A 23,335-nucleotide genomic window follows, 5' to 3' on the forward strand; every position below is an offset into this window, starting at 1 on the left:
GTTAGCCGGCCGGCCGAGGGATCTGCAGCCCAGCGGTGAGGGCGCAGCTCCGAAGCGGGCTGGCACCTTGCCGCGCGCGCCGAAGCTAACGGACACCACGGCCGCTAATCGCGCGAAAATGGGGCCGTGATAACTCTAACGGACACCGGAGCCCTTATTTGCCAATTTCGGAGGCGAAATCGCGCAGAAACGGGCAAATAGCGTCGCGTGTGTCCGTTGGATTTATCGAGCGGCCGTATCGCGCCGAATAAGGCCCGCTGTGTCCGTTAGCCGGCCGGCCGAGGGATCTGCAGCCCAGCGGTGAGGGCGCAGCTCCGAAGCGGGCTGGCACCTTGCCGCGCGCGCCGAAGCTAACGGACATCACGGCCGCTAATCGCGCGAAAATGGGGCCGTGATAACTCTAACGGACACCGGAGCCCTTATTTGCCGATTACGGAGGCGAAATCGCGCAGAAACGGGCAAATAGCGTCGCGTGTGTCCATTAGAATCATCGAGCGGCCGTATCGCGCCGAATAAGGCCCGCTGTGTCCGTTAGCCGGCCGGCCGAGGGATCTGCAGCGCCTGGCACGAGAGGGCAGCACCGAGGCGGGCTGCTACTGCTCGCCTAGCAAGGCGCTGCTTCCGGCGAGCTCCGCCTGAGCTCCGCCTGAGCTCCGCCTGTTGAGCTCCCTCACGCGTCACTGACTCGCGTAATCTGGGTAAATCCGCCAGCATAATGTCATAATACTTGACACATAAACTGGAAAGTATTACGATTTCCTTAAACAACCTTCTGTGATGTTAACTATACTAACATATATTCGTGCGAGAAAGGGGGAGATGCAATGAAGCGATGGATTCAAGCTATAGGATCCGGCCAGCAAGGAATAGCCCGAGATTTATCGTACGAAGAAGCGGTCGAGGCTGCACATGAGATGGCCGGCGGGGATTCCACGGACGCGCAATGCGCCGCATTCTTGATGGCATTATGTATGAAAGGCGAAGCTGACGAAGAGCTGAGAGCATTCATCGATGTGTTCCGCAGCTATTCCTTGAAATACCAGCCTTTCGAGGATTCGCTGAATTGCGCCGGCCAGACGGAAGGACGCCGATATTTCGCCGTTACGCTGCCGGTCTCCTTATTGCTAGCTTCGGTAGGCTTTCCTCAAGTGCTGCATGGAGGCGATGCGCTACCGCCGAGACAGGGGACAGCCATGAAAGACATACTCGAGAGCTTCGGAGTCGCGATGAATGTATCTGGCAAAGCCTGGGAAGCGATGCTATTCCACACGAATATCGGCTTCCTCCACACGGAACAGCTGTGTCCGCCGCTGGGCAAGCTGAAGCCGGTCCGTGAACAAATCGGTTTGCGCACCGTCATCAACACGATCGAGAAAGTGATGAATCCCGTACAATCGATGAACATGATCATCGGCGTGAACCAGCGGAAAACGATGGAAGCGCTGATTCCCATTACGATGAAATCCGGAATTCAGAGCGTGTACCTAGTGAACGGGATCGAAGGCTCGGAAGATCTGCCGATCTATCAGAACAGTACGATACGGATCGTAACGCCATGGGGGGATGAATCAAGGCTGGTCGAGCCGCAGAAGTTCGGCTTTGTGAGCGAGCCCCTGCAGCCGCTGGACCAAACGGATCAAGTGTCGATGCTGCGCCGGATCATTGCCGGGGATCAGTCGGAGGAGCTGAAGCGTGAGAGAGATCATGTTATTTTTAATGCGGGACTGCGGTTGACGTGGTTTGATAAAGTGGGCAGCTACGAAGAAGGCTTTCACCTTGCCGAGTCGCTGCTCCAGAGAAAGGAAGCGCAGAAGGTGATGCTGAGATGGGCCGAACAGAGTCAACGCTTTACTAGGCAAGACTTGCCTCCGCCGGATTCTGCCTCCCTAATCGGATAAAGGCCAGCCTGAAAGGAGAAATCCGGAGAAGGCGGCCTTTTTTATCTTTTTGACGAACCTACCCCCTCATCCATGCCTCCTCGTCCGAAGATATATAAACGGCAGCGTACACACTTAAAAGCAAACCGCTAAGGAGGCATATTTACAGCATGAAACGCATGAAAAAACAAATACTTACCCTAGCGCTAGTCCCAGCACTTCTTTTAGGCGCAGTAACCGTCCCGTCACCCCAAGAGGCATCGGCCGCAACAGCGACCGGTCAAATCGTAAGCTCCGTTAGCCTGCGTACAGGAGCAAGTACAGATGCATCCCGCATTCGATATTTAAAGACCGGCGAGAAAGTGACCATTTTGTCTAAAGTAAACAGCTGGTGGTACAAAGTGAGAGCTTCCGACGGCCGTGAAGGATATATCAGCACCAATGCCAAATACATAAAAACCTCAGGCACAACAACGTCAGGAGGCGGAGGTTCGAGCAGCACCGGCGGAACCGCCAGTGAGAAGGCTCAGAAGGTTATCGCCGCAGGCAAAAAGTACTTAGGAACACCTTACGAGTACGGCTCCAGCCGCAATAACACAAGTACGTTCGATTGCTCGGATTTCGTCCGTCAAGCTTTCCTTGACGGCATTGGCTTGAAGCTGCCAAGTGATTCCAGAGGCCAAGGCAGCTACGTCAAATCTCTCGGAAACGCCAAAACGGATTGGCACAATCTGAAGCCTGGCGATTTAATGTTTTTCATGTCCTACAAAGGGACAAGCAAGTCCAGCTACAGCGGGATTAACAAATCCACGCAAACGGTCTCTCATGTGGCGATCTACTTAGGCAACGGACAAATTCTCTCTACGTATTCCAAAGAAAGCGGCGGGGTGCGCATCGATTCCATCGAAAACCGTCACTGGGAATACCGGTTCCTATATGGCGGCAGCGCCCTCTAGCAGCAACCCAAAAAAGCAGACTTCGAGAAATCGAAGTCTGCTTTTTTTTGGCTAAACTTGCATAGGATCGACGAACGGATGCCAATGTATGGTGGAAAGACCGGAGTCCTCGCTAATTCCGGCGGAGCCGATCCAGGGATGCGGTGCAGGCGGAGCGGTGAAATAATGTTCAAGCAAAGAGCGGAAAATAAATGGAAGAGGACGCTCGAGAACCAGCTCTCGGGGAACCCAATGCAGGTCGCCTTCAGCCGTTGTAATGCGCGGATTGATGTCGGTGTGCCCGATATAGAAAAATTGCTGCCGGATTTCCAACCCATTCAGTCGAAGCAAAATATAGCGCATATGCAGATCGCGAATTTCATCATGCTCGATCCCGGTTTCCTCATATATTTCCCGTAAACAGGCCGCACGCGGATTGTTCAGCTCGCCGGGTTCCAGATGTCCGCCGATAGCCGCCCATAATCCCGGCGAAAGTGTACGCGTCATGGATCGTTTCATCATGAGCAGTTCGTCCCGGCTGTTCCAGAGAAGAGCCGTAGATATCATTCGCAATGTAATCATGTTGGCGATTCCTTTCTTTTTCTAGTACACTCAGCTTAGCACAGGAAACCTAGCGGCTGCAAAAGCTGGCGGGAATACCAATTTGCCTATTGCTTCGACGATCATGTTTCGATATAATGTCCTCTATAGGTAAACAATAGTCTTTCTAGAGAGGACGGTAAAGGTAGTGCCGGATAGCAAAGAGTTTTTTCAAACGATCAAGCATACCGGTCCTGAGAGGTACTACTTAGTCCGGGAAGATATTTTGCCAGAGGGTGTGCTGAAGACGGTGCAGGCGAAGGAGCTGCTGGCACGGGGCGAAGTGAAGACGATTCACGACGCCGTTGAGCAAGTCGGACTTAGCCGCAGCGCTTTTTACAAGTATAAGGATGGGATTCATCCCCTGAGCAAGCTGGAAAGAGAGCGTATCGTCACCATATCGATGGATCTGGAGCATCGGTCGGGGATTCTGTCCCGCGTACTCGCGTTGATCGCTAACCTGGAAGGCAATGTACTAACGATTCATCAGACGATACCTCTGCAAGGCATGGCGAACGTCGTCATCTCTGTCGAAACCTCTTCGATGGGGGAAGAGATTCGTCAAATATTGGACCGGCTGCAATCGCAAGACGGAGTCAAGCGTGCCGTGATCATAGGTCAAGGCAGTTAAGATAGCATACTATTCGGGAGGTATTACAAGATGAAACCGATCAAGGTTGGATTGCTTGGATTAGGAACAGTAGGAACAGGTGTCGTTCGTATCGTTGAAGGGCATCAAGAGGATTTGCAGCGTCAGACGGGCTCAGCTATCGAGATCGCCAAAATTTTGGTGCAGGATAAATCCAAACACCGCAACATTTCCGTGGACGCGGACAAGCTGACGGAGAACGTGTGGGATGTGATCAGCGACAGCGAGATCGATGTCGTGGTTGAAGTGATGGGCGGCGTTGCGGCTACCAAGGAGCATATTCTAACGGCACTGGGCAACGGCAAGCATGTCGTGACGGCGAACAAAGATCTAATGGCGCTTCATGGAGCGGAAATCTTGGCGAAAGCGGCCGAACACGGCTGCGACGTTTTCTATGAAGCCAGCGTGGCCGGCGGCATTCCGATCATTCGCACGCTCGTAGAGGGCTTCTCCTCCGATCGTATCACGAAGATCATGGGTATTGTGAACGGAACTACGAACTACATTTTGACGAAAATGAGCCAGGAAGGCGCAGCTTACGCCGATGTGCTCAAAGAGGCGCAAGCACTGGGCTATGCGGAAGCCGATCCGACATCGGACGTAGAAGGCTTGGATGCGGCGCGCAAGATGACGATTCTGTCCACACTCGGCTTCCACGCCAATGTCGCACTCAGCGATGTGGAAGCGAAAGGGATTTCCCAAGTAAGCAAAGAGGACATTCAATACGGCAAAAAATTAGGATACGAAGTGAAGCTGCTAGGTATTGCGGAAAATCATGACGGGCACATCTCCGTCAGCGTTCAGCCGACGATGGTGAAAAATTCCCATCCGCTTGCTTCCGTCAACGGCGTATTCAACGCGGTATACGTGACAGGCGAAGCGGTAGGCGAGACGATGTTCTACGGAGCCGGAGCGGGTGAGCTGCCGACGGCAACTTCGGTCGTAGCGGATCTGGTTGCGGTCGTACGGAACCTGAAGCTTGGCGTGAACGGCCGCAAGATGCAGGCGCCTTACAAAGAGAAAAAGCTCAAAACGGACGAGCAAATCGCCTGCAAGAACTTCATTCTACTGCACGTTGAAGATAAAGCGGGGGTGCTCGCGCAAATTACACAAATTTTCGCTCAGCACGAAGTCAGCTTGGAGTCGGTCTTCCAGCATCCGAACCAGCATAATCCGAAGGCGGAAATCATCATTATTACACACGACGCGAACCAGGCCAGCATGAAAAAAGTGCTGAAGCAGTTCGAATCCATGGACGTGATTCACGCGATCAAGAGCGTGTACCGCGTAGAAGGTTAAATAGAAAAGAGGCGCAATTTCGAAATGAGTTATGGGGCAGTGCAAAAGGTAAGAGTGAAGGTGCCGGCAAGTACGGCTAACTTAGGTCCTGGCTTTGACTCACTGGGGATGGCCTTGAATTTATATGCCTGGATCGACATGGCCATCTCGGATCACACGACGATTCGCTTGATCGGTGATCAAATGCAAGGGATTCCGACGGACAAGACCAATTTGATCTATAAAGTCGCGCAGATGGTTTTTCAAGAAGCGGGTGTAGTCCATCCTGAATTGGCGATTTCGATGTACAGCGATATTCCGCTCACGCGCGGTCTTGGCAGCAGCGCATCCGCCATCGTGGGCGCGCTTGCGGGCGCCAATGCGCTGATTGGCAACAAGCTCTCGGCGTACGAGCTGTTCCAGATTGCAAGCCGTCTCGAGAAGCACCCCGACAACGTCGGGGCCAGCTTGTACGGCGGAATTGTCGTAGCGTTCTGGGACGGCGAGAAGGCTGAATCGATTCGAATCGAGCCGGATGCGAATTTGGAGGTGCTGGTGGCGATACCGGCATTCCAGCTTTCAACGGAGAAGGCGAGAGGCGTCATGCCGAAGCAGGTGCCGATGAAGGATGCTGTATTCAACCTCAGCCATTCGTCCTTGCTGGTGGCCGCTCTGGCTACAGGCAACCTGGAGATGATCCGCCATGCCATGAAGGACGCGCTGCATCAGCCCTACCGCGCTGCGCTCATTCCGGGCATGGAGAAGCTCTTGGAGGAAGCCGAGCATCACGGCGCGCTGGGCGTTGCACTTAGCGGAGCCGGACCTACGATGCTGGCGCTTGTCGACGCGCGAAGCGGACGTAAGGCGGAGCTGGAGGCGTTCCTGAAGGAGACGCTGGCCAAGGAAGGTATCGAGGCTCAGACGCTGTGGCTGAAGCCGAGCCGCGAAGGCGTGACGACGACACAGCTCGCCGACGGGGAAGGGGATCTTCAGACCTTCGTGGAGAAAGAGGTGCTGGCATGAAGAAAGTTGCGATTCTCGGACCGAGCACTTTCTCCGAAGAAGCGACCCGCCATTTTCTAGGCAATGATTTCACGTACGTATCTTACAAGCTCATTTCCGAAGTTTTCAACGCTACATCGTCAGGGGAAACGGAGCTGGGTGTCATTCCGATCGAGAATACGCTTGAAGGCTCGGTTCACCTGCATGTGGACTGGCTCGTTCATGAGGTGGATCTCCCGATTCGCGCAGAATGGGTATTCCCTATCGATATGAATCTTATCGGGTATGCCAATCCCGCGGGAACGCCCGACGGCGCCAATCCGTACGGTCATATTCGCAAGGTGCTGTCCCACCATGTCGTACCTGCGCAGTGCTCCCGTTTCATGAAGCAGTACTTGAGCGAAGCGGAGTTCGAGCAGGTGAGCTCTACGGCAGAAGGCGTGCGGCTTGTGTCCACCTTGCAGGATCCGTCGGTCGCCGCGATCGGAACGGCCATTGCATCAACGAACTACGGCGTCCCTATGCTGCAGCGGGAAATTCAGGATCATAAAGACAATATGACCCGTTTCTTGCTTGTCGGCGCGGAAGCGCCCGAGCTGAAATCATCGGAAGACATGAAAACGACGATACTCGTTACGCTGCCGGAAGATTTCCCGGGTGCCCTGCATCAGGTGCTTTCCGCGTTCGCGTGGCGCCGGATCAATTTGTCCAAAATCGAATCTAAGCCGACGAAGAAGAAGCTGGGCACTTATTATTTCTATATTGATATCGCCGGTTCTCTGGACTCTGTGCTGCTCCCTTCAGCCCTTCAAGAGATTGAGGCGATCGGCTGCCAGGTCCGTATTCTGGGCTGTTATCCCAGCTATTCTTATACAAGTTAATGCAGCAATCCCCCTGCCTTCTGCGGCCGGGGGATTTTTTTTGTCCGAAAGGGGCAAAAGCCTAGAATCGCGCATAAGATGTAATATCATTGTGATAAGCCGCTGGCTTCCGCTGCACGTTTTCATGTGAAAACACTGTGATTAAGGTTCCAATGCCAGTTCTTTCTAACGAAAAAAGGAGGTAAGGTGTTGAAAATCCATATTGTCAAAAAGGGAGATACCCTGTACGAGCTCGCCAAAAAGCATCATATTGAATTGGATCAACTCATCGCATTTAATCCCCAAATAGCTGATCCGAACCAGCTGGACATCGGCATGAAGGTGAAAATACCTTCCAAGCCGAAGCCGGTTGAGCCGCCTGCTTCCGACTTTGTTTACAAGCACATCGTTCAACAGGGAGACAGCTTGTGGAAGCTGGGCAAAGCTTGGGACGTGCCGCTCCAAGCGATGATTCAAGCGAATCCGCAGCTCAAAAATCCCAATGTACTTATGACAGGGGAAGTGGTCTACGTTCCCAAAACGGAGCATACGGATGCGCAGCCGTCGAAACCGTCGACGATGCCGTTCGATCAGATGCCGGAATCGCAGCCTGCGGAGCCGAGCGATATCGCGAGCCCGCCGCCGTCTGTGCCGATTGCGGAGGAGGCGATGCCGGAAGCGATGCCGGAAGCGATGCCCGAAGCGATGCCTCCTATGACTCCAATGACGTCCATGCCGCAAATGCCGCAAATGCCGCAAATGCCGCAAATGCCGCAAATGCCATCCATGCCATCCATGCCATCCATGCCCATACTTCCTGCCCAAGAGCCGGCTGTACCGGATTTCGCAGGGGCTGAGATGATGCATGGCGCGGAACCTGGAGTCATCGGGCTGGATCAGCCGTATGAGCCGCAAGCCGTTCATCCGTTCAAGCAGTTTCATATCACGGCGACGGAAGTATTCGCTTATCCGGGCTCGGATCAACATGAGGCCGCCGCTTTCCCGGCGTTCTCGCCTACTCCGCAGCACCCGTGGGAGCACCCGCCGCTCACGTCCCATCAGCACACGGTTCCGGTAACGGATGGAGGCTGCGGCTGCGGCGGTCCGTCGATCATGGGACAGCCGTGGGCGGCCGTTCCGGAAGGATTCCCGACCGGTCATGCAGCAAGCCCGTGGATGGCTGCACCGGAAGGCTTCCCAGCCGGCCACGCAGCAAGCCCGTGGATGGCTGCGCCGGAAGACTTCCCGGCCGGTCACGCAGCAAGCCCGTGGATGGCTGTACCGGAGGGCTTCCCGACCGGTCACGCAGCAAGTCCATGGGGTGACCAGCACGGCATGTCAGGCATGCCAGGCTTATACCCGCCGGGCTCCCCTTACGATCACCTCGGGCAAGGGGGACATAACCCGTATGCATTCCAGCCTGGCCCTTACGGAATTCCGTATGCCGGAGCGCATTATCAGGCTCCATTCGAATCGCCGCTCATGCCGCAAGCCCATACGCACGAGCTTGCCCAAGAGACGGAGAAGGAAGAGGTCGTCGAAATCGACATTCGCTCCAAGAAGGCTGAGAAGGCCAAAAGTTCCGGCAAGTCCAAGAAAACGAAGCCTTCGGGAACGGACGCCCTTCACGCATTCATCGAGCGTCAACACCGGTTAGCTCCGGAGAAGGAAGAAGCGAGACCAACGATGCCTTGGATTAATTTCTAACATGAAGAAAGCCTCCCGGTTCCACGGACGTGGACCAGGAGGCTTATCTGTGCGAAGGGAGGTCGTCGCTTAAGCGACCATCCCGATGGTGAAGAAGACCATAAGGCCAACGACGAAATTCATGCCCCACTTCTTGCGGAGCAGCTCACGCCCGCGATGCAGCCGCGTTTTGACCGTGGTGATCGGCAAATTCAGCTTCGTGCTGATTTCTTGAAGAGATAGATCCTCCAAGTAATACAGGGTGATGACACTTTTATATTTATCAGCCAGTTTATTGATGGAGGTGTGCATGTGATCTTGAATTTCCGTTTGAAGCACAGCGCTCTCAGGCGATTGGTCCGTGCTTGCGAGCTTGCTGTAATAGCTGTAATCGTCATCGTGATCGTTCAGCTCGGCATCCAGGGATTGAACGGGTCTCTTTTTGCGCAGCAAGTCGATGGCCACATTTTTGCCGATTCGATAAATCCAGGTTGAGAAGTTCTGACTCTCGTCGTAATGATTTAAGTTCAAATATACGCGAATGAAAGTCTCCTGAACGATATCCTCCGAATCGGGCTTGTTGTGAAGCATGCGGAAAGCCAGCTTTTGTATTTTGTTGCGGTATAATTCGACTAATTCCACGAAAGCATTCCGATCGCCCCGTCTGGATAATTGAATTAATTGAAGTTCTGCCACATTCATGTTGATTCCCCCTCCTCTGCCTAGGTCAAATATATATTGTATTCCCCGAATAAGTATTGAGAATATTTCATCTACTTCTGACTATATCATTTCTGCGGCTACAGTCAAATTATTAAGCTATTTTACCGTTAATTTATTCCCATTTGTTTCCGAAATTATGGAGGTTTGGTTACTTTTATCGGTTTGTGGATGTGAAGCCGATGTTGAGCGCGGGATCGTCGAGCCTTTTTCAATTTTCAACACTTCGTTCCAGATGGCGACCGCTCCCCATAGCAGGACAGCTCCAATGATCAGGAGTGTCGTACGCTTAATCCGTCTTCTACCTTTCATGATAGAGCTTCACCGTCCGTCTAGATTGTTTGATGATTCTCTCCTTATGGTAAATGATGTATAGCGCCACATGCAAATGGAAACAATACGGGTAAAAAAGAGAATGAAGGGGATACCCGTGAATGTACAGCGATTTTTGAAACATTGGAAAAGAAGGCTTCGCTGGAAACGCAATCGGTTGGCATTGGGAATGTGCTTCCTTGCAGGTGCGGCCGGCTCTATATTATATGCGACGAATTATTTGCCGGGTTCGGATAATTCCCCATCCCAGGCCGTCATTGCCGCGCTGACACCGGAAGACGACCAGCGTCTGAAGGAAGCTGCCGATGTGCTGAAGCGGATTACGGACAGCAGAGAAAGCTACTTGCTCAAGTCGTATGTGTGCGGCGAAGAGCGCATCCAGCTCGGTCTCCAAAGCTCGGAGCAGCTGCTTGACATGCAGGTGAAGCATCCGGACTGGATCCTGAGCGTAGGCGCTAACGGGAATGTCACGTTTACCGAACATATTGAGGATTTGTCTCCGGCATGCAAGGAGAAAGCCGTTTTTGGCATCGACGGCAGCAGCAATCTTTCGCTGTTCAACGGAACGCCGGACAAAGACAATGTGATTCGGACGTTTTTTCAACTGAATATCAAGTACTTGGAAAGCAGCTTGCCGCCGGATACGGTGCAGCAGCTGAAGGACGGAATTCGCATCTCTGATATGGAGGAGTATAATAGCGTATTATCGACTTTCAGCGATTATGCCGTGGAAGAGACGGAAAGAGCGATGACAACACCGTAAAATTGTTCGATACGATGAGGTAGATGAAGGGAAACCGGAGTCTATCTCTTTTTTTTGTTATCTGCTATAATGAGAAATGACTACATATGTTCGCTTTTTTGAAGGATAGGAGAGAAATGCTGTGCGTATTCTGGGGATTGATCCGGGGATCGCGATTGTAGGCTTTGGCTTTATTGATAAGATCGGCAGTAAGCTTGTTCCTGTCCAATACGGCTCGATTCAGACGCAAGCCCATACGGATCCGGGGCAGAGGCTTAAGGACGTCTATGACGCTACAACGCAATTGATAGAGAAGTATAAACCGGACGCAATGTCCATAGAGAAACTGTTTTTTAACCGCAACGTGACGACGGCGTTCACCGTGGGGCAAGCCCGGGGCGTCATGATTCTTGCCGGCGTACAGGCGGGGCTGCCGATTGCGGAGTATACGCCGCTTCAAGTGAAGCAGTCGGTTGTCGGTTACGGGAATGCCGAGAAACATCAGGTTCAGGAAATGGTCAAAATTTTGCTCAAGCTGTCCCAGGTGCCGAAGCCCGATGATGTGGCAGATGCTCTTGCGATCGCGATTTGCCATGCGCATTCTTCTGCTTTGCAATCTAGAATAAATGAGGTTAGAAAAAGATGATAGATTTCTTACGAGGGAAAGTTGCGCTAAGGGAGAGCGAGTATGCGGTGCTGGATGTGAATGGCGTGGGCTACCGCGTGTTTTGTCCGAACCCGTATGCCCTCCCGCATGCGGAGCATGAAGATGTAACGTTGTACACGCATTACCATGTGCGTGAAGATGCGCATTTGCTGTTCGGCTTTACATCGCGCGATGAGCAAGCTTTGTTCCGGCTGCTGCTGGATGTGACGGGCATCGGGCCCAAGGTTGCTCTAGGCATCCTCGCCGCCGGCGGGAAGCCGGAAGCCGTGATCTTGGCGATCTCCCAAGAGAATTTGGCTTTCCTAACGAAGCTTCCCGGCATCGGCAAGAAGACGGCTCAACGGATTATTTTGGACCTCAAGGACAAATTAGGATCTGTGACCTTCTCGAGCCCTGAGGCTGCGGTGGCGTTAAGCGTTGTAGGCTCGGCCCAAATTACGGAAGGCAGCTCGGTGTGGGCGGAAGCGAAGGAAGCGCTCATGACACTCGGTTATACGGAGGCGGAAGCCGACCGCGCTTGGCTGCAGGTGAAGCCGAAGGCCAATCCTTCGGATTCCGTAGATGTATTGATGAAGCATGCGCTGCAGGCTTTATATACGATGAGTTAAGCAGCTGCTTACCTAGAATAAACGATAACGCCGGCCCTTAGGGACGTACGGTTTATCAAGGTTGATGTGAAGTAAAGTCGTTCATATCGACGAAGAAAGCTTTCCTGCGGAAAGCTCTGAGGAGGATCACCATGGAGAATGACCGGATTATATCGGCTAATTTGATGATGGAGGACAGCGCCATTGAGTACAGCCTGCGCCCTCGTTATTTGGCTGAATATATCGGCCAGAGACAAGCGAAGGAGAACCTCAAGATTTATATCGAAGCGGCCAAAATGCGCAAGGAAGCGCTGGATCACGTGCTGCTGTACGGACCGCCGGGGCTGGGCAAGACGACGCTGTCGAACATCATCGCCAATGAGCTGGGCGTGAACATCCGGACCACGTCCGGTCCTGCGATTGAGCGCCCGGGCGATTTGGCCGCCATCCTGACGAATTTGCAGGAGGGCGACGTGCTCTTCATCGACGAGATTCACCGCCTCCACCGTACGGTGGAAGAGGTGCTGTATCCGGCGATGGAGGATTTTGCCCTTGACATTATCATCGGCAAGGGGCCGAGCGCCCGCTCGGTGCGGCTGGACTTGCCGGCGTTCACGCTGGTCGGCGCGACGACGCGCGTCGGCCTGCTGTCTGCGCCGCTGCGCGACCGCTTCGGCGTCGTCTCCCGGCTGGAGTTCTATACGGTGGAGGAGCTCACCTACATCGTCTCCCGAACGGCCGACATTTTGCAGGTCGGCATCGTCGGCGAAGCGGCGCGCGAGATCGGCATGCGCTCGCGCGGAACGCCGCGGATCGCCAACCGCCTGCTGAAGCGGGTGCGCGATTTCGCGCAGGTGAAGGGCGATGGCATCATTACGCTCGACATCGCCCGAGAGGCGCTGAAGCGCATCCAGATCGACGACCTGGGTCTGGACGAGATCGACCATAAGATGCTGCGGGCGATCATCCAGAGCTTCCAGGGCGGTCCTGTCGGGCTGGAGACGATTGCCGCCACGATCGGCGAGGAGAGCCAGACGATCGAGGACGTCTATGAGCCGTATTTGCTGCAGATCGGGTTTCTGCAGCGTACGCCGAGAGGGCGAATCGTGACGCCGCAGGCGTACCAGCACCTGGGCTTGCCGGTGCCGGAACAGAAGTCATGAAGACGTAAGGGAGGAGCCGGCGGGCTCCTCTTTCGCTTTCACGGAGGGCGCAGCCTTATTTTATTATTCTACTAAACAAAACTTCTGCAACATGATAGAGTCTAACTTAGTAGAATGCTGCATAAGGAAAGGAACTATTGTCGAATGAAACCGATAAGAAAGCTGCTGGCCCCGAAGACAATGGCGTTGCTCACGACAGCCGCATTACTGTTAGCAACTGCCCCGGGGCTTAATCCCTCTGCCTACGCGGCGGGCATCAAACATTTGGATGAAGTTCGCGTCGCTTTATTCATAGACTCTGCCAAATACAAATTGCTAGAAGGCGTAGTGACGCTTAGCTCCGCAGGCGGAATGGACGTCAGCGTGCGCAGCGCAGCAGGCGCTCCCGAGAAGCTGTGGCTAAGCGCACCGGACACCACCCTTCGGATGTCGCTGGACCAGTACGGCGCAATGATGCTGGAGACGGCCGATTATACCGCTGCCAAAACGCTCCATGCCAAGCTGGCTACTCTGTCAGGCGATGCCTACGTGATAAGCCGTGTGAAACAAGGCCGAACCGTTTATCAAGTATTCTACGGCAGCTATGCCTCCAAGGAGGCGGCCGAAAGCGCCGCAGCCGGGGCGCTGAAAGACGGGACGGTTGCCGCCTTGACGAAGTCGGCTCCGCCGGTGATGACAGGGCCGTTCCATTTGAGCGCGGGCACGTACCCGACGGAGGCTGCGGCATTGCAGCAGGCGGCCGTATACGCCGGTGCCGGCATTCAGGCGGATCTCGCCGTGCAGGAGGATGCGGCGGGCAAGCCGGCGTACGGCGTATGGGTAGGCAGCGAAGCGACTGCCGCACAGCTGGAAGCCGTGAAGCAGACGGCCCAGCAAGCGGTTCCCGGCGTTCCGTTGCAAGCGGCGGATACGAAGTCAGCCTATCTTATTCGCCGGGGGGATGTAACGGCATCTGCGAACGGTGCGGATCCAATTCCACATTTCGCCGCAGGAGCCGGGCAGCAGAAAACGTTGGTCCACCCCAAGGGTGAAATGATCGGTGTGAAAGAGAAGGCGGACCGCAAATATCGCGGGGACATGGAAATCAGTACATACCAGAACAAATTGGCGCTTGTGAATGAAGTACCGATGGAAGCCTATTTATACGGCGTCCTCGGATCCGAGCTGAGCGCGGGTTGGCCTGCCGAAGCGTTGAAAGCTCAAGCCGTTGCAGCGCGGACGTTTGCCATTAAGCAAGGGGACAAGTATGAGATCGCGCAAGTGACGGATACGACACTGGACCAAGCTTACTATGGCGTCCAGAGAGAGTTTGCCGCAGGCAATCAAGCGGTGGATGCTACGAAGGATGAAGTGATTTCCGATAGCAGCGGCCTTATCTCTCCTGTCTTTTCTTCCAATTCCGGCGGAATGACCGCCGATCCTTCCGAGGTTTGGGGCAATCCGGTCAATTATTTGCGCGCAGTGCCAAGCCCGGATGAAGGCGCGGAGAAAGGTAAAGCGACGTGGTACCGCGTTCAATTGGCCGACGGACGGGCGGGGTATGTCTCCGCTTTATATTTGAAAGATACCGGCCAGAAGAACAAGGACGGAGCTTCGTATTATGAAGCCACCGAACCGGGAGTCAACGTGCGGCTGGCGCCATATGTGGATAATGTGGCTAATCCGGCCATCGATCAACTCGCGGCCAAAGAGAAAGTCGTCATTCTCGGTCAGGAGAAAGAATCCAATGCCTATTCCTGGATCAGAGGCCCTTATACGGCGGCAGAAATCAAAAGCAAATTAGCCGCTGCAGGGGCTGTGGTAAACGGGGAGCTGCAGTCGCTGGAAATTTCGAAACGCGGTCCTTCCGGCAGAGTTACGGAGCTGAAAGCGAATGGCATTGTCGTGAAAGTGCCGTATCCGGATGCGCTGCGCACGGCGCTTGGCGGATTGCCGAGCACACGGTTTGAAATTGAAGGAGCAGGAAGTTATACTGGTAATAGCCCGGAAGCAAGCCAACTGGCGATTGTCGGAGCGGGAAGCTCACAGACGAACGCGCCTGACGGCGATTCGGTCTATGTGCTTTCAGGCGGCCAGTCTCAACCGACGGCACTGAAGAAATCGGATTTATCGGCCTTAGGTACGGGAGGAATCTCCAAACCGGCGGATCAACCGGCCGATAAGCCGGCAACCGGCAGCGTACAGCCTGGCCCGAACAAGACGTTCGTGTTTCGCGGCACGGGCTTCGGACACGGACTCGGCATGTCCCAGTGGGGCGCGAGAGGCTTTGCCGAACAAGGGTATGATTACAAAAAAATACTTCAGACCTATTACGCTGGAGTCAACATAACTAAGGAATGAATACACACTCATGGATGTACAAGCATTTGATTTTGACCTACCTGAATCATTGATTGCCCAGACGCCGCTGCTTGACCGCACGGCGTCCAGGCTGCTTACTTTGAACAAAGAAACCGGAGAAATCGGCCATCGTACGTTCGAGCAGTTGATCGATTACATGGAAGCCGGGGATTTACTCGTGATGAACGACACGCGGGTCATTCCAGCACGGCTCTTTGGCGTGAAGAAAGACACCGGGGCGAAGGTGGAGCTCCTGCTGCTCAAGCAGCTGGGCGAAGACCGCTGGGAGGCGCTTGTTAAGCCTGGGAAGCGGATGCAGCTTGGTGCCGTAGCCATTTTCGGCAAAGATGAGGGAGATGCCGGCGCTCCACTGTTAACGGCGGAGGTTGTGGAAGTCGGCGAGATGGGCGCTCGCGTCCTGCAATTCACCTACAAGGGCATCTTCAACGAAATCTTGGATAAGCTGGGCGAAATGCCGCTGCCTCCTTATATCAAGGAACAGCTGCCCGAGAGGGAACGTTATCAAACCGTTTATGCGAAGCATGAAGGCTCGGCGGCTGCGCCGACGGCGGGCTTGCACTTCACGGAACCTTATTTGCAGAAGCTGCAGGCCAAAGGGATCCGACTCGCCTTCATCACTCTTCATGTCGGATTAGGCACGTTCCGGCCGGTGTCCGTCGATACCGTCGAAGAGCATCAAATGCACGCGGAGTATTATATTCTCTCGCCGGAAACGGCGCAAGCCATTAACGAGACCAAGGCCAGCGGCAAGCGCGTCATCGCCGTAGGCACCACTTCCGCGAGAACGCTGGAAACGGCTGCCGGATTGAGTCGTGAGCAGGCGGGAGCCGGAGCGGAAATCCAACCGTCGCAAGGATGGACCAGCATCTTTATATATCCCGGTTACACCTTCGGCGTCGTGGATGCTTTATTGACGAATTTCCATCTGCCCAAGTCGACCTTGCTGATGTTGATCAGCGCGTTGGCCGGCAGAACCCACATCATGCGGGCCTACGAGGAAGCGGTGAAAGAGCGGTATCGTTTCTTCAGCTTCGGGGATGCAATGTTTATTTATTAGAATAGGAAGTGGATGTAGTGGCAGCAGCGGTAACGTACGAACCGATTAAAACTTGTAAACAATCCGGAGCCCGTTTGGGCCGGGTCCATACCCCGCACGGTGTCATCGAGACGCCGGCTTTTATGCCGGTCGGCACTCAGGCGACGGTGAAAACGATGAGCCCGGAGGAATTGAAAACGATGGACGCTCAAATTATATTGAGCAATACGTACCATCTGTTCATTCGTCCCGGACATGATATTGTGAAAGCCGCGGGCGGACTGCACAAATTCATGAACTGGGATCGTCCGATTCTTACGGATAGCGGCGGCTTCCAAGTATTCAGTTTAAGCAACATGCGGAAAATAACGGAAGAAGGCGTGACGTTCAAATCCCACCTCAACGGGGACAAGCTGTTTCTTTCTCCCGAAGTGGCGATGGAGATTCAGAATGCGCTGGGCTCTGATATCATGATGGCTTTCGATGAATGCCCGCCGTTTCCGGCAGAGTATGATTATGTGAAGAAGTCGCTGGAGCGTACGACCCGTTGGGCGGAGCGCTGCCTGCAGAGTCATAGCCGGCCCGAAGATCAAGGATTGTTCGCGATCATTCAAGGGGGCATGTACGAGGACCTGCGCAGAATGAGCGCGGAGCAGTTGACTTCCATGGATTTCCCGGGGTATGCTATTGGTGGATTGAGTGTTGGCGAGCCTAAGCATTTGATGTACGAAGTGCTAGACTATACAGCACCTTTGATGCCGGCGAACAAACCCCGTTACCTGATGGGGGTAGGCTCACCGGATGCGTTGATTGAGGGCGCCATTCGCGGAATCGATATGTTCGATTGCGTGCTGCCGACCCGGATCGCCAGAAATGGGACATGCATGACAAGCGAAGGCAGGCTGGTCATTCGCAATGCGAAGAATGCGACCGATTTCGGTCCGTTGGATCCCAAATGCTCTTGCTATACGTGCACGAATTACAGCAGGGCTTACATTCGTCATTTGTTGAAAGCGGATGAAACGTTCGGAATCCGTTTGACGACCATTCATAACCTTCACTTTCTGCTTCAGCTCATGCGCGATGTCAGAGCCGCCATCCAGGAAGACCGCTTGCTGGATTTCCGCGATGAATTCTTTGCCAGCTACGGGCTGAATGATAATGAAAGAGGATTTTAAGAAAGGAGGATACCTATGTTTCTATTGGCTGAAACTACAACTGCGGATACAGGCGCTGTAGGATATTTGTATACATACGGGCCGCTCGTGCTCATGTTTGTAGTTCTCTACTTCTTACTTATTCGTCCACAGCAAAAAAGACAGAAAACTCGCAATCAAATGCTAGGCGGCTTGAAAAAAGGGGATAAGGTCGTTACCATCGGCGGTCTTCACGGCACGATCATGGAAATCACCGACGATATTTGCGTGCTTCGTGTAAACGACGCAACGAAAATGACGTTCGATCGTTCTGCCATCAACTCCGTTTCTCAATCGACGGCAGCTAAGGAATAAAATCAAAAAAGCGAGAACCTTCTCAGGCTCTCGCTTTTTATTTGCTTTACGATTAAAGTTCGTTGTTCTTGAACGACCGCTTAAGCAGCGCCTGCTCGCCAAGCACGAGACGCCCCTCTGCGATTCGCAGTCCCAATCTGGCAGCCACCACACCAAGTACGACACCGGCGCACATATCGGATAACCAATGGATGCCCAAGTAGAAGATGGTGAAGATGATGAAGGCGGAAGAGATCGGTACGAACACTTTCCAGAAAGCGTTGCGGCTCTTGACCGCTATGACGGCCATCGATACGGAAATCGACGTATGCAAGCTTGGGAAGCAGTTATCCAGTCCGGACAGCGGCCGGTAATCCTGCTCGAAGGTCGGGAACACGTCAAGGATGAGCAGCTTCACCGAAGGGTGGAAAGCCCAAACCTCGTTGACCGGGAAGAACAGGTAGAACGGAATCGCGATCATGTAATTGAACATTAGCGCGTAACAAACGGCGTAGAATAATTTGAAATCTTTCTTGAATGTATATAGTGCGATGGAAGCAATCATAACGGACGGGAAAACGACGACATAAAAATAGCTGCTGATCATGGTTAATGTATCGTTATGGAAGAAATGTTGGATCGATGACACGAAGTTGCCTTCGATACTGTAGATCGATTTGGTAAAATCAGCTTTATAATTTATTCTTTTCTCCACCCACATCTCAACCTTGTTGAAAAAGAGGATCGTAATCAGCGCGACGAAGTGGAGCAAATATTTGCGTGAAGTGAATATTTCATGAACGAAGCTTCCGGCTATAGCGAATGGATTTTTGCGTGAGGCGGCAATTAGAAAGGCAATGACTGTAATGACTATATAGACCGTTGCATGCGTCATAGACTGAAACGGACTCATGGTGCTTTCCCCCTAATATTGGAAATTATTGCGAATATAACTATAGTATTATACCACAACCATAGGGGGATAGTGATATTTTCACGGAAACGACTTATTTTTTCGTATTGACACCCAAGACGCCGCCGAGCGCGCCAGATGCGAAAAGAATGCCCAGCAACTGAAGGGATTGCAGGTTTAAGCCAGCGTCAAATGCAAGGAAGCCTACCAAAAAAATAAGGATGAAATACACAATACCGACGAGTCCCCCATGATACCAACCGCGTGTTTCGGCTCTTTTGCCCGACACCCAGCCTCCGATAAACAAAGAAACGGCATGGATGATCGTAGTTAGCGTATGCAAGGAACTTTCTTGTGTGCTCGTTAGCAGCAAAAACAAAGATGTAACTATTGTCCCAATTGTCATCATGCTTAATGAATACACAAGCCCGGAAAATAAAGGAGATGTTATTCGAACCTGACTGACCGATCGCATAGGGTTCACAGGCACCAATCCTTTCCTATATTCGATTCTTTTCATTAACATCATTGTATGGCCAAGCACATAGAATTAGTACAGACTGTTCAAAGGGAAGGTGAATATTTATGACGGAATTTTCTCAAGGACCCGCTCTATGGCAGGCTATTCTTGCACTTATCATTTTCGCTGCAGCTTATGTATGTATCTTGATTGAAAAATGGGACCGCATGTATACCGCGCTTGGCGGAGCACTGCTTATGATCGTGCTCGGCATCGTGCCGGCCGGCAAGGCTTTAGGAACCTACGCGAATTGGCACTTGCTTCTATTTCTTGTCAGTTGGTTTATCATCGCCGTACTTTTTCAACAAACAGGACTTATCTCTTATTCAGCTAGCCGAATTATTCGGGTGTTTCGCTTAAAACCCTTTACCATTTTGATGAGCTTGTCCGTTCTCACTGCCGCAGTTGCTGCTTTATTTAACGGTTTTGCAGCCATTGCCGTGATCGTCCCGCTGCTGCTCAAAACGAGTAAAATGATGAAATTATCGCCAGTGCCCTTTCTGATCTCAGCGCTGCTGTCCGCACATTTGGGAGGAGCCGCGACCCTGATGGGCAATTGGTCGAACAGGCTGATCGGAGCAGGGGGGCATGTGACATCGGGCTCCATATTGCTCCGGATCGGACCGCTTATGATCATCCTGCTGGCGATCGTCTATTTGATCCTGTGGTTCTTCTATGGAAGGAAAATGATCATCCCGGAAACGTACAAGCGCGAGGTGCTCAGTTTGCAGCCGGACGCCTATTTAACGGAGGACCGGTTCTTGTTTTATGGCGGCTGCCTGGTTACGGGTTTGACCGTGCTGGCTGTCATATTTCAAGGACTATTGGAGTGGGAAGCCTCGTTTATCGCGGGGATTGGAGCTGTGGCCATGCTGGCTCTCAACTATAAGCAGCTTCTTGGGCTCATTCAGACACGGGATTACCGAACGGTCTGGCATGGCGTGCAGGATTCGCAGGGACTGTTCTTCCTCGGTCTGTTCATCATGGTCGGCGGATTGACCTACGCCGGCATCTCGGGATTCATTGCGGCCAGGGGCTTGGAAATCGCCCAAGGCAGCGTGCCGTTCCTTTCCATCCTGCTTCTGTGGCTTACTGGATTCGGTTCTGCGGTTGTTGATGACGTCCCCTATATAGCCGCGATGATTCCTGTGATCGAGCATATCGGTCAAGACATACACAGTTATTCGCAAACCTCTGTCCAGCCGCTTTGGTGGTCCCTCATCGCAGGAACGGCGATCGGAAGCGGGGTGACGCTGTTCGGATCCATTGCCGGCATGTATACGGCAGCGCTTGCCGAGCAAGAAGGAGGAGGGCTGAACGCCAGGACTTACTTCATGGTCGCGGCGCCGATTTCCCTTGTTCTATTCCTTGCCGCGACCCTTTACTTCAAGCTATTCCTGCTGTAATTGCCAACAATTGAATACGTAAAATCTGCATGATGAAGTGAATCGACGGTCAGAATACCAGTGAACTCCGAGAACAAGCAAGAGCTTAGATCAGGGGAGGCATCCATGGATATTCTGACCATTTTTTTACGTACCGTGCTGATCTACTTTGTCGTTTTTCTCATGCTGCGCCTAATGGGGAAACGGGAAATCGGGAAATTGTCGCTGTTCGATCTGGTCATCTCAATCATGATTGCTGAGATCGCCGTTTTCGTCCTTGAAGATTCAGCCAAACCGCTCATGAGCGGCCTTGTTCCTATGGCGACACTGGTGCTGATCCAGATCGTCATTGCCTATGTGACGCTAAAAAATAGAACCCTGCGGATTCTATTCGATGGTGAACCTAGCGTTATTATCAAACAAGGCATGATCGACAGGGAAGAGATGAAGAAGCATCGTTATAATTTGGATGATTTAATGCTTCAGCTCAGACAAAATAAAATCATGAATGTCGCGGATGTGGAGTTTGCCATACTGGAGCCTTCGGGGAAATTGAGCGTCATGGAGAAAAAAGAGAAAGAGCAGGAAACGGTCGTCGACGAACACGGCTTGAAAGGGACGATTCGGTATGAGGGGCTTCCGCTGCCGCTTATTATGGATGGCAAAGTGCAGGACGATAATTTGGAGAAAATAGGGAAGACCCGATTCTGGCTCAAAAATCAGCTGCAAATCAAAGGTGCGCGCGATTTCAAAGAAGTGTTTTACTGCTCGATCGACCATAGAGGCCGGATGTTTCTCGACCGGAAGAGATAGGGCAGCGAGATAACCCGTTACCGGATGATCTTTTTGCCCATATGCAGGAGCCGGCTCAAATCTTTCAAGCTAATCAGCCGGAATGCCGTTATGGAAATCATATAAACGAGAAATCCGAGAAGCGCCGATGTGATAAAACGGATCCATTCCACGTTCGTCCAAGGTACGTACATGAGGAAGTAGATGCTACCCCCGGTGAGGACCATGGCGGCTCCGATCTTGCCGAAATCGCTGCCTTCCATACGGAACTTCAACAAGCGGACAACGCTGTTCCAGTGCAGCAGCGTAACCAACACGATATTGATGTTGATGGCGAAAACGGCACCGTGAATGCCAAGCTCCGGCTTGCTGGCCAGCCAGTAAATAAGGATCAGCTTGACGGTCGATCCGATCAGGGTGTTGATTAAAGCGGCTCCTGGCTTATTCAACGCTTGCAGGGCAGATTGCAGAGGCGCTTGAAAATAAATGAATAGAGCGACGGGAGCCATCATTTTCAGCATCACGCCTACATCGGGTTGGTTGTACATATACGTACAGATAGGCTCGGCCAAAACGAACATCAGCACGGCGAACGGAGCTCCGGTCACCAGAGCCAGCTTCAGCGATTGATGGAGGCGGGCATGAATCGTCTTCATATCTTTGCGTGCCGCCGCTTCGCTTAAGGAGGGGACGAGCGAAACCGACAACGACATCGTCAGTGCGCTCGGCAGCAAGATGATCGGGATGATCATCCCTTGCAAAGCGCCGTACTGAGCGGTTGCCAGCGAGGTTGTAATGCCGGCGATGGCAAGGCTTTGCGCGATTAGAATGGATTCGAACAAGTAAGAGCCGGCTCCGATCAGCTTGCTGCCAGTAATCGGGATGGAAATGCGCATAATTCTGCGGAAATTGGCCATTCGGCCATTCGTTTTCGTCGTGCCGATCTGGGCAACAGTCGTTTGCAGGGACGATTTCTTATCATACTTGAAATGGATGGCGAGCACGACGAGTCCGCCGATTTCCCCAGCCAGCACTCCCAGCATAGCTCCCGCGGCAGCATATTCGACACCGTAAGGGATCATCACATAGGCGCATACGAGCACCATCACGATACGGATCAAAGTTTCCATGATCTGCGACGTGGCGGTAGGAATCATATTCTGTCTGCCTTGGAAGTAGCCGCGGTACACGGCCGAAATGCCGATAATGGGAATCATGGGGCTCATGGTGAGGAACGTGTAGTAAACGCGCGAGTCGGTCAAGAGGTGGGAAGTGATCCACGAGGCTCCCGCGATGCAGGCAATCGTAAAGAAAATGCTAAGTCCCGCCGTAATGGCGAGAGAAATTCGCAGAATGCTCCGAATTCGCGCTTCATTGCGCTCCGCTTCGGCCTCGGCGATCAATTTGGCAATAGCCACGGGGATCCCGCCCGTAATGATCGTCAGGATGACGGAGAGGAAGGGCCATCCCATATGATAGAGGCCGATGCCTTCAGCACCGATGACACGCGGCAATGTAATTCTAGGTATGAAACCGAGGAGCCGGTTCAAAATTCCTGCGGCTAGCAGAATCATCGTACCTCTAATAAATGACTGCTTCGTCAATGCAATACCCTCTTCCGATACTTGTCTTACTCTATGAATATGCGGGATCGGGTCAAGCTCATGCTAACATTTTGCGGACGGGCCGGCAGACCGGCAGGAAAATGAAAGTGTATAGCGAATAATACAAGATTGCGT

General features: G+C 52.9%; 23 protein-coding genes. 17 read left to right on the plus strand and 6 right to left on the minus strand.

Annotation, left to right across the window (positions count from 1 at the left end):
• Positions 1-824: 824 nt before the first annotated feature.
• Complete coding sequence (locus tag J2X61_RS17350) at positions 825-1,898, plus strand: anthranilate phosphoribosyltransferase (protein WP_274470691.1); 1,074 nt, start codon at positions 825-827, stop codon at positions 1,896-1,898.
• A 158-nt stretch (positions 1,899-2,056) separates the two neighbouring features.
• Positions 2,057-2,833: a C40 family peptidase gene (locus J2X61_RS17355; protein WP_274470937.1), complete on the plus strand. Its 777-nt coding sequence runs from the start codon at positions 2,057-2,059 to the stop codon at positions 2,831-2,833.
• A 51-nt stretch (positions 2,834-2,884) separates the two neighbouring features.
• On the opposite strand, the gene J2X61_RS17360 is transcribed toward J2X61_RS17355, so the two are convergent.
• A complete protein-coding gene (locus J2X61_RS17360) occupies positions 2,885-3,379 on the minus strand; it encodes an NUDIX domain-containing protein (protein WP_310189428.1) in 495 nt (164 codons plus the stop codon).
• A 181-nt stretch (positions 3,380-3,560) separates the two neighbouring features.
• Here J2X61_RS17360 and J2X61_RS17365 point away from each other — a divergent pair, with 181 nt between their 5' ends.
• The 5 genes from J2X61_RS17365 to J2X61_RS17385 all read left to right on the plus strand — a co-directional run bounded on the left by J2X61_RS17365 (position 3,561) and on the right by J2X61_RS17385 (position 8,908).
• Positions 3,561-4,043 carry an ACT domain-containing protein gene (locus J2X61_RS17365; protein ID WP_274470689.1) on the plus strand — a complete coding sequence of 161 codons (483 nt, stop codon included), beginning with the start codon at positions 3,561-3,563 and terminating at the stop codon, positions 4,041-4,043.
• 30 nt (positions 4,044-4,073) lie between these two features.
• Complete coding sequence (locus J2X61_RS17370) at positions 4,074-5,360, plus strand: homoserine dehydrogenase (protein WP_274470688.1); 1,287 nt, start codon at positions 4,074-4,076, stop codon at positions 5,358-5,360.
• A 24-nt stretch (positions 5,361-5,384) separates the two neighbouring features.
• Positions 5,385-6,362, plus strand: coding sequence for a homoserine kinase (gene thrB / locus J2X61_RS17375; protein WP_274470686.1), 978 nt, complete (start codon positions 5,385-5,387; stop codon positions 6,360-6,362).
• Entirely contained in the window at positions 6,359-7,222 is an 864-nt protein-coding gene (pheA, locus tag J2X61_RS17380; protein ID WP_274470685.1) for a prephenate dehydratase, read from the plus strand. The genes thrB and pheA overlap by 4 nt, the downstream gene beginning before the upstream one ends.
• A gap of 189 nt (positions 7,223-7,411) precedes the next feature.
• Positions 7,412-8,908, plus strand: a complete 1,497-nt coding sequence (locus tag J2X61_RS17385; protein WP_310189430.1) for a LysM peptidoglycan-binding domain-containing protein — start codon at positions 7,412-7,414, stop codon at positions 8,906-8,908.
• A gap of 69 nt (positions 8,909-8,977) precedes the next feature.
• On the opposite strand, the gene sigW is transcribed toward J2X61_RS17385, so the two are convergent.
• A complete protein-coding gene (sigW, locus tag J2X61_RS17390; protein WP_274470682.1) occupies positions 8,978-9,589 on the minus strand; it encodes an RNA polymerase sigma factor SigW in 612 nt (203 codons plus the stop codon).
• Between the two features lie 117 nt (positions 9,590-9,706).
• Entirely contained in the window at positions 9,707-9,919 is a 213-nt protein-coding gene (locus J2X61_RS17395) for a hypothetical protein (RefSeq protein ID WP_274470680.1), read from the minus strand.
• A gap of 136 nt (positions 9,920-10,055) precedes the next feature.
• Here J2X61_RS17395 and J2X61_RS17400 point away from each other — a divergent pair, with 136 nt between their 5' ends.
• The 8 genes from J2X61_RS17400 (at position 10,056) to yajC (ending at position 18,007) form a co-directional block, all read left to right on the plus strand.
• On the plus strand, positions 10,056-10,703 hold the full coding sequence (locus tag J2X61_RS17400) for a BofC C-terminal domain-containing protein (protein ID WP_310189433.1): 648 nt from the start codon (positions 10,056-10,058) through the stop codon (positions 10,701-10,703).
• Positions 10,704-10,824: 121 nt separating this feature from the next.
• Positions 10,825-11,328, plus strand: a complete 504-nt coding sequence (ruvC, locus tag J2X61_RS17405) for a crossover junction endodeoxyribonuclease RuvC (protein ID WP_274470676.1) — start codon at positions 10,825-10,827, stop codon at positions 11,326-11,328.
• Positions 11,325-11,957, plus strand: a complete 633-nt coding sequence (ruvA, locus tag J2X61_RS17410; RefSeq protein ID WP_274470675.1) for a Holliday junction branch migration protein RuvA — start codon at positions 11,325-11,327, stop codon at positions 11,955-11,957. Before ruvC ends, ruvA begins: the two co-directional genes overlap by 4 nt.
• Positions 11,958-12,121: 164 nt before the next feature.
• Entirely contained in the window at positions 12,122-13,099 is a 978-nt protein-coding gene (gene ruvB / locus J2X61_RS17415) for a Holliday junction branch migration DNA helicase RuvB (RefSeq protein WP_396135465.1), read from the plus strand.
• A 144-nt stretch (positions 13,100-13,243) separates the two neighbouring features.
• Positions 13,244-15,439: a SpoIID/LytB domain-containing protein gene (locus J2X61_RS17420; RefSeq protein WP_310189435.1), complete on the plus strand. Its 2,196-nt coding sequence runs from the start codon at positions 13,244-13,246 to the stop codon at positions 15,437-15,439.
• 10 nt (positions 15,440-15,449) lie between these two features.
• Entirely contained in the window at positions 15,450-16,517 is a 1,068-nt protein-coding gene (gene queA / locus J2X61_RS17425; protein ID WP_310189437.1) for a tRNA preQ1(34) S-adenosylmethionine ribosyltransferase-isomerase QueA, read from the plus strand.
• A 17-nt stretch (positions 16,518-16,534) separates the two neighbouring features.
• Positions 16,535-17,674: a tRNA guanosine(34) transglycosylase Tgt gene (tgt, locus tag J2X61_RS17430; RefSeq protein ID WP_274470670.1), complete on the plus strand. Its 1,140-nt coding sequence runs from the start codon at positions 16,535-16,537 to the stop codon at positions 17,672-17,674.
• Between the two features lie 15 nt (positions 17,675-17,689).
• Positions 17,690-18,007, plus strand: a complete 318-nt coding sequence (gene yajC / locus J2X61_RS17435; RefSeq protein ID WP_274470669.1) for a preprotein translocase subunit YajC — start codon at positions 17,690-17,692, stop codon at positions 18,005-18,007.
• Between the two features lie 52 nt (positions 18,008-18,059).
• Here yajC and J2X61_RS17440 read toward each other — a convergent pair whose 3' ends face one another.
• The gene (locus tag J2X61_RS17440) at positions 18,060-18,899 is read right to left on the minus strand and encodes a phosphatase PAP2 family protein (protein ID WP_274470668.1); all 840 of its coding nucleotides are present in this window, start codon (positions 18,897-18,899) and stop codon (positions 18,060-18,062) included.
• A gap of 94 nt (positions 18,900-18,993) precedes the next feature.
• Positions 18,994-19,428, minus strand: a complete 435-nt coding sequence (locus tag J2X61_RS17445) for a TIGR04086 family membrane protein (RefSeq protein WP_310189441.1) — start codon at positions 19,426-19,428, stop codon at positions 18,994-18,996.
• Positions 19,429-19,484: 56 nt separating this feature from the next.
• On the opposite strand from J2X61_RS17445, the gene J2X61_RS17450 reads away from it, so the two are divergent.
• Both J2X61_RS17450 and J2X61_RS17455 read left to right on the plus strand, forming a co-directional pair.
• Positions 19,485-20,825 (plus strand): ArsB/NhaD family transporter, encoded by a 1,341-nt coding sequence (locus tag J2X61_RS17450; RefSeq protein ID WP_310189443.1) that lies wholly within the window; start codon positions 19,485-19,487, stop codon positions 20,823-20,825.
• A 105-nt stretch (positions 20,826-20,930) separates the two neighbouring features.
• Complete coding sequence (locus tag J2X61_RS17455) at positions 20,931-21,617, plus strand: DUF421 domain-containing protein (RefSeq protein ID WP_310189446.1); 687 nt, start codon at positions 20,931-20,933, stop codon at positions 21,615-21,617.
• A 17-nt stretch (positions 21,618-21,634) separates the two neighbouring features.
• On the opposite strand, the gene spoVB is transcribed toward J2X61_RS17455, so the two are convergent.
• Positions 21,635-23,200: a stage V sporulation protein B gene (gene spoVB, locus J2X61_RS17460; protein WP_274470665.1), complete on the minus strand. Its 1,566-nt coding sequence runs from the start codon at positions 23,198-23,200 to the stop codon at positions 21,635-21,637.
• Positions 23,201-23,335 lie beyond the last annotated feature (135 nt).

Source organism: Bacillus sp. 3255 (assembly GCF_031456485.1).
Classification (GTDB): Bacteria; Bacillota; Bacilli; order Paenibacillales; family NBRC-103111; genus Paenibacillus_E.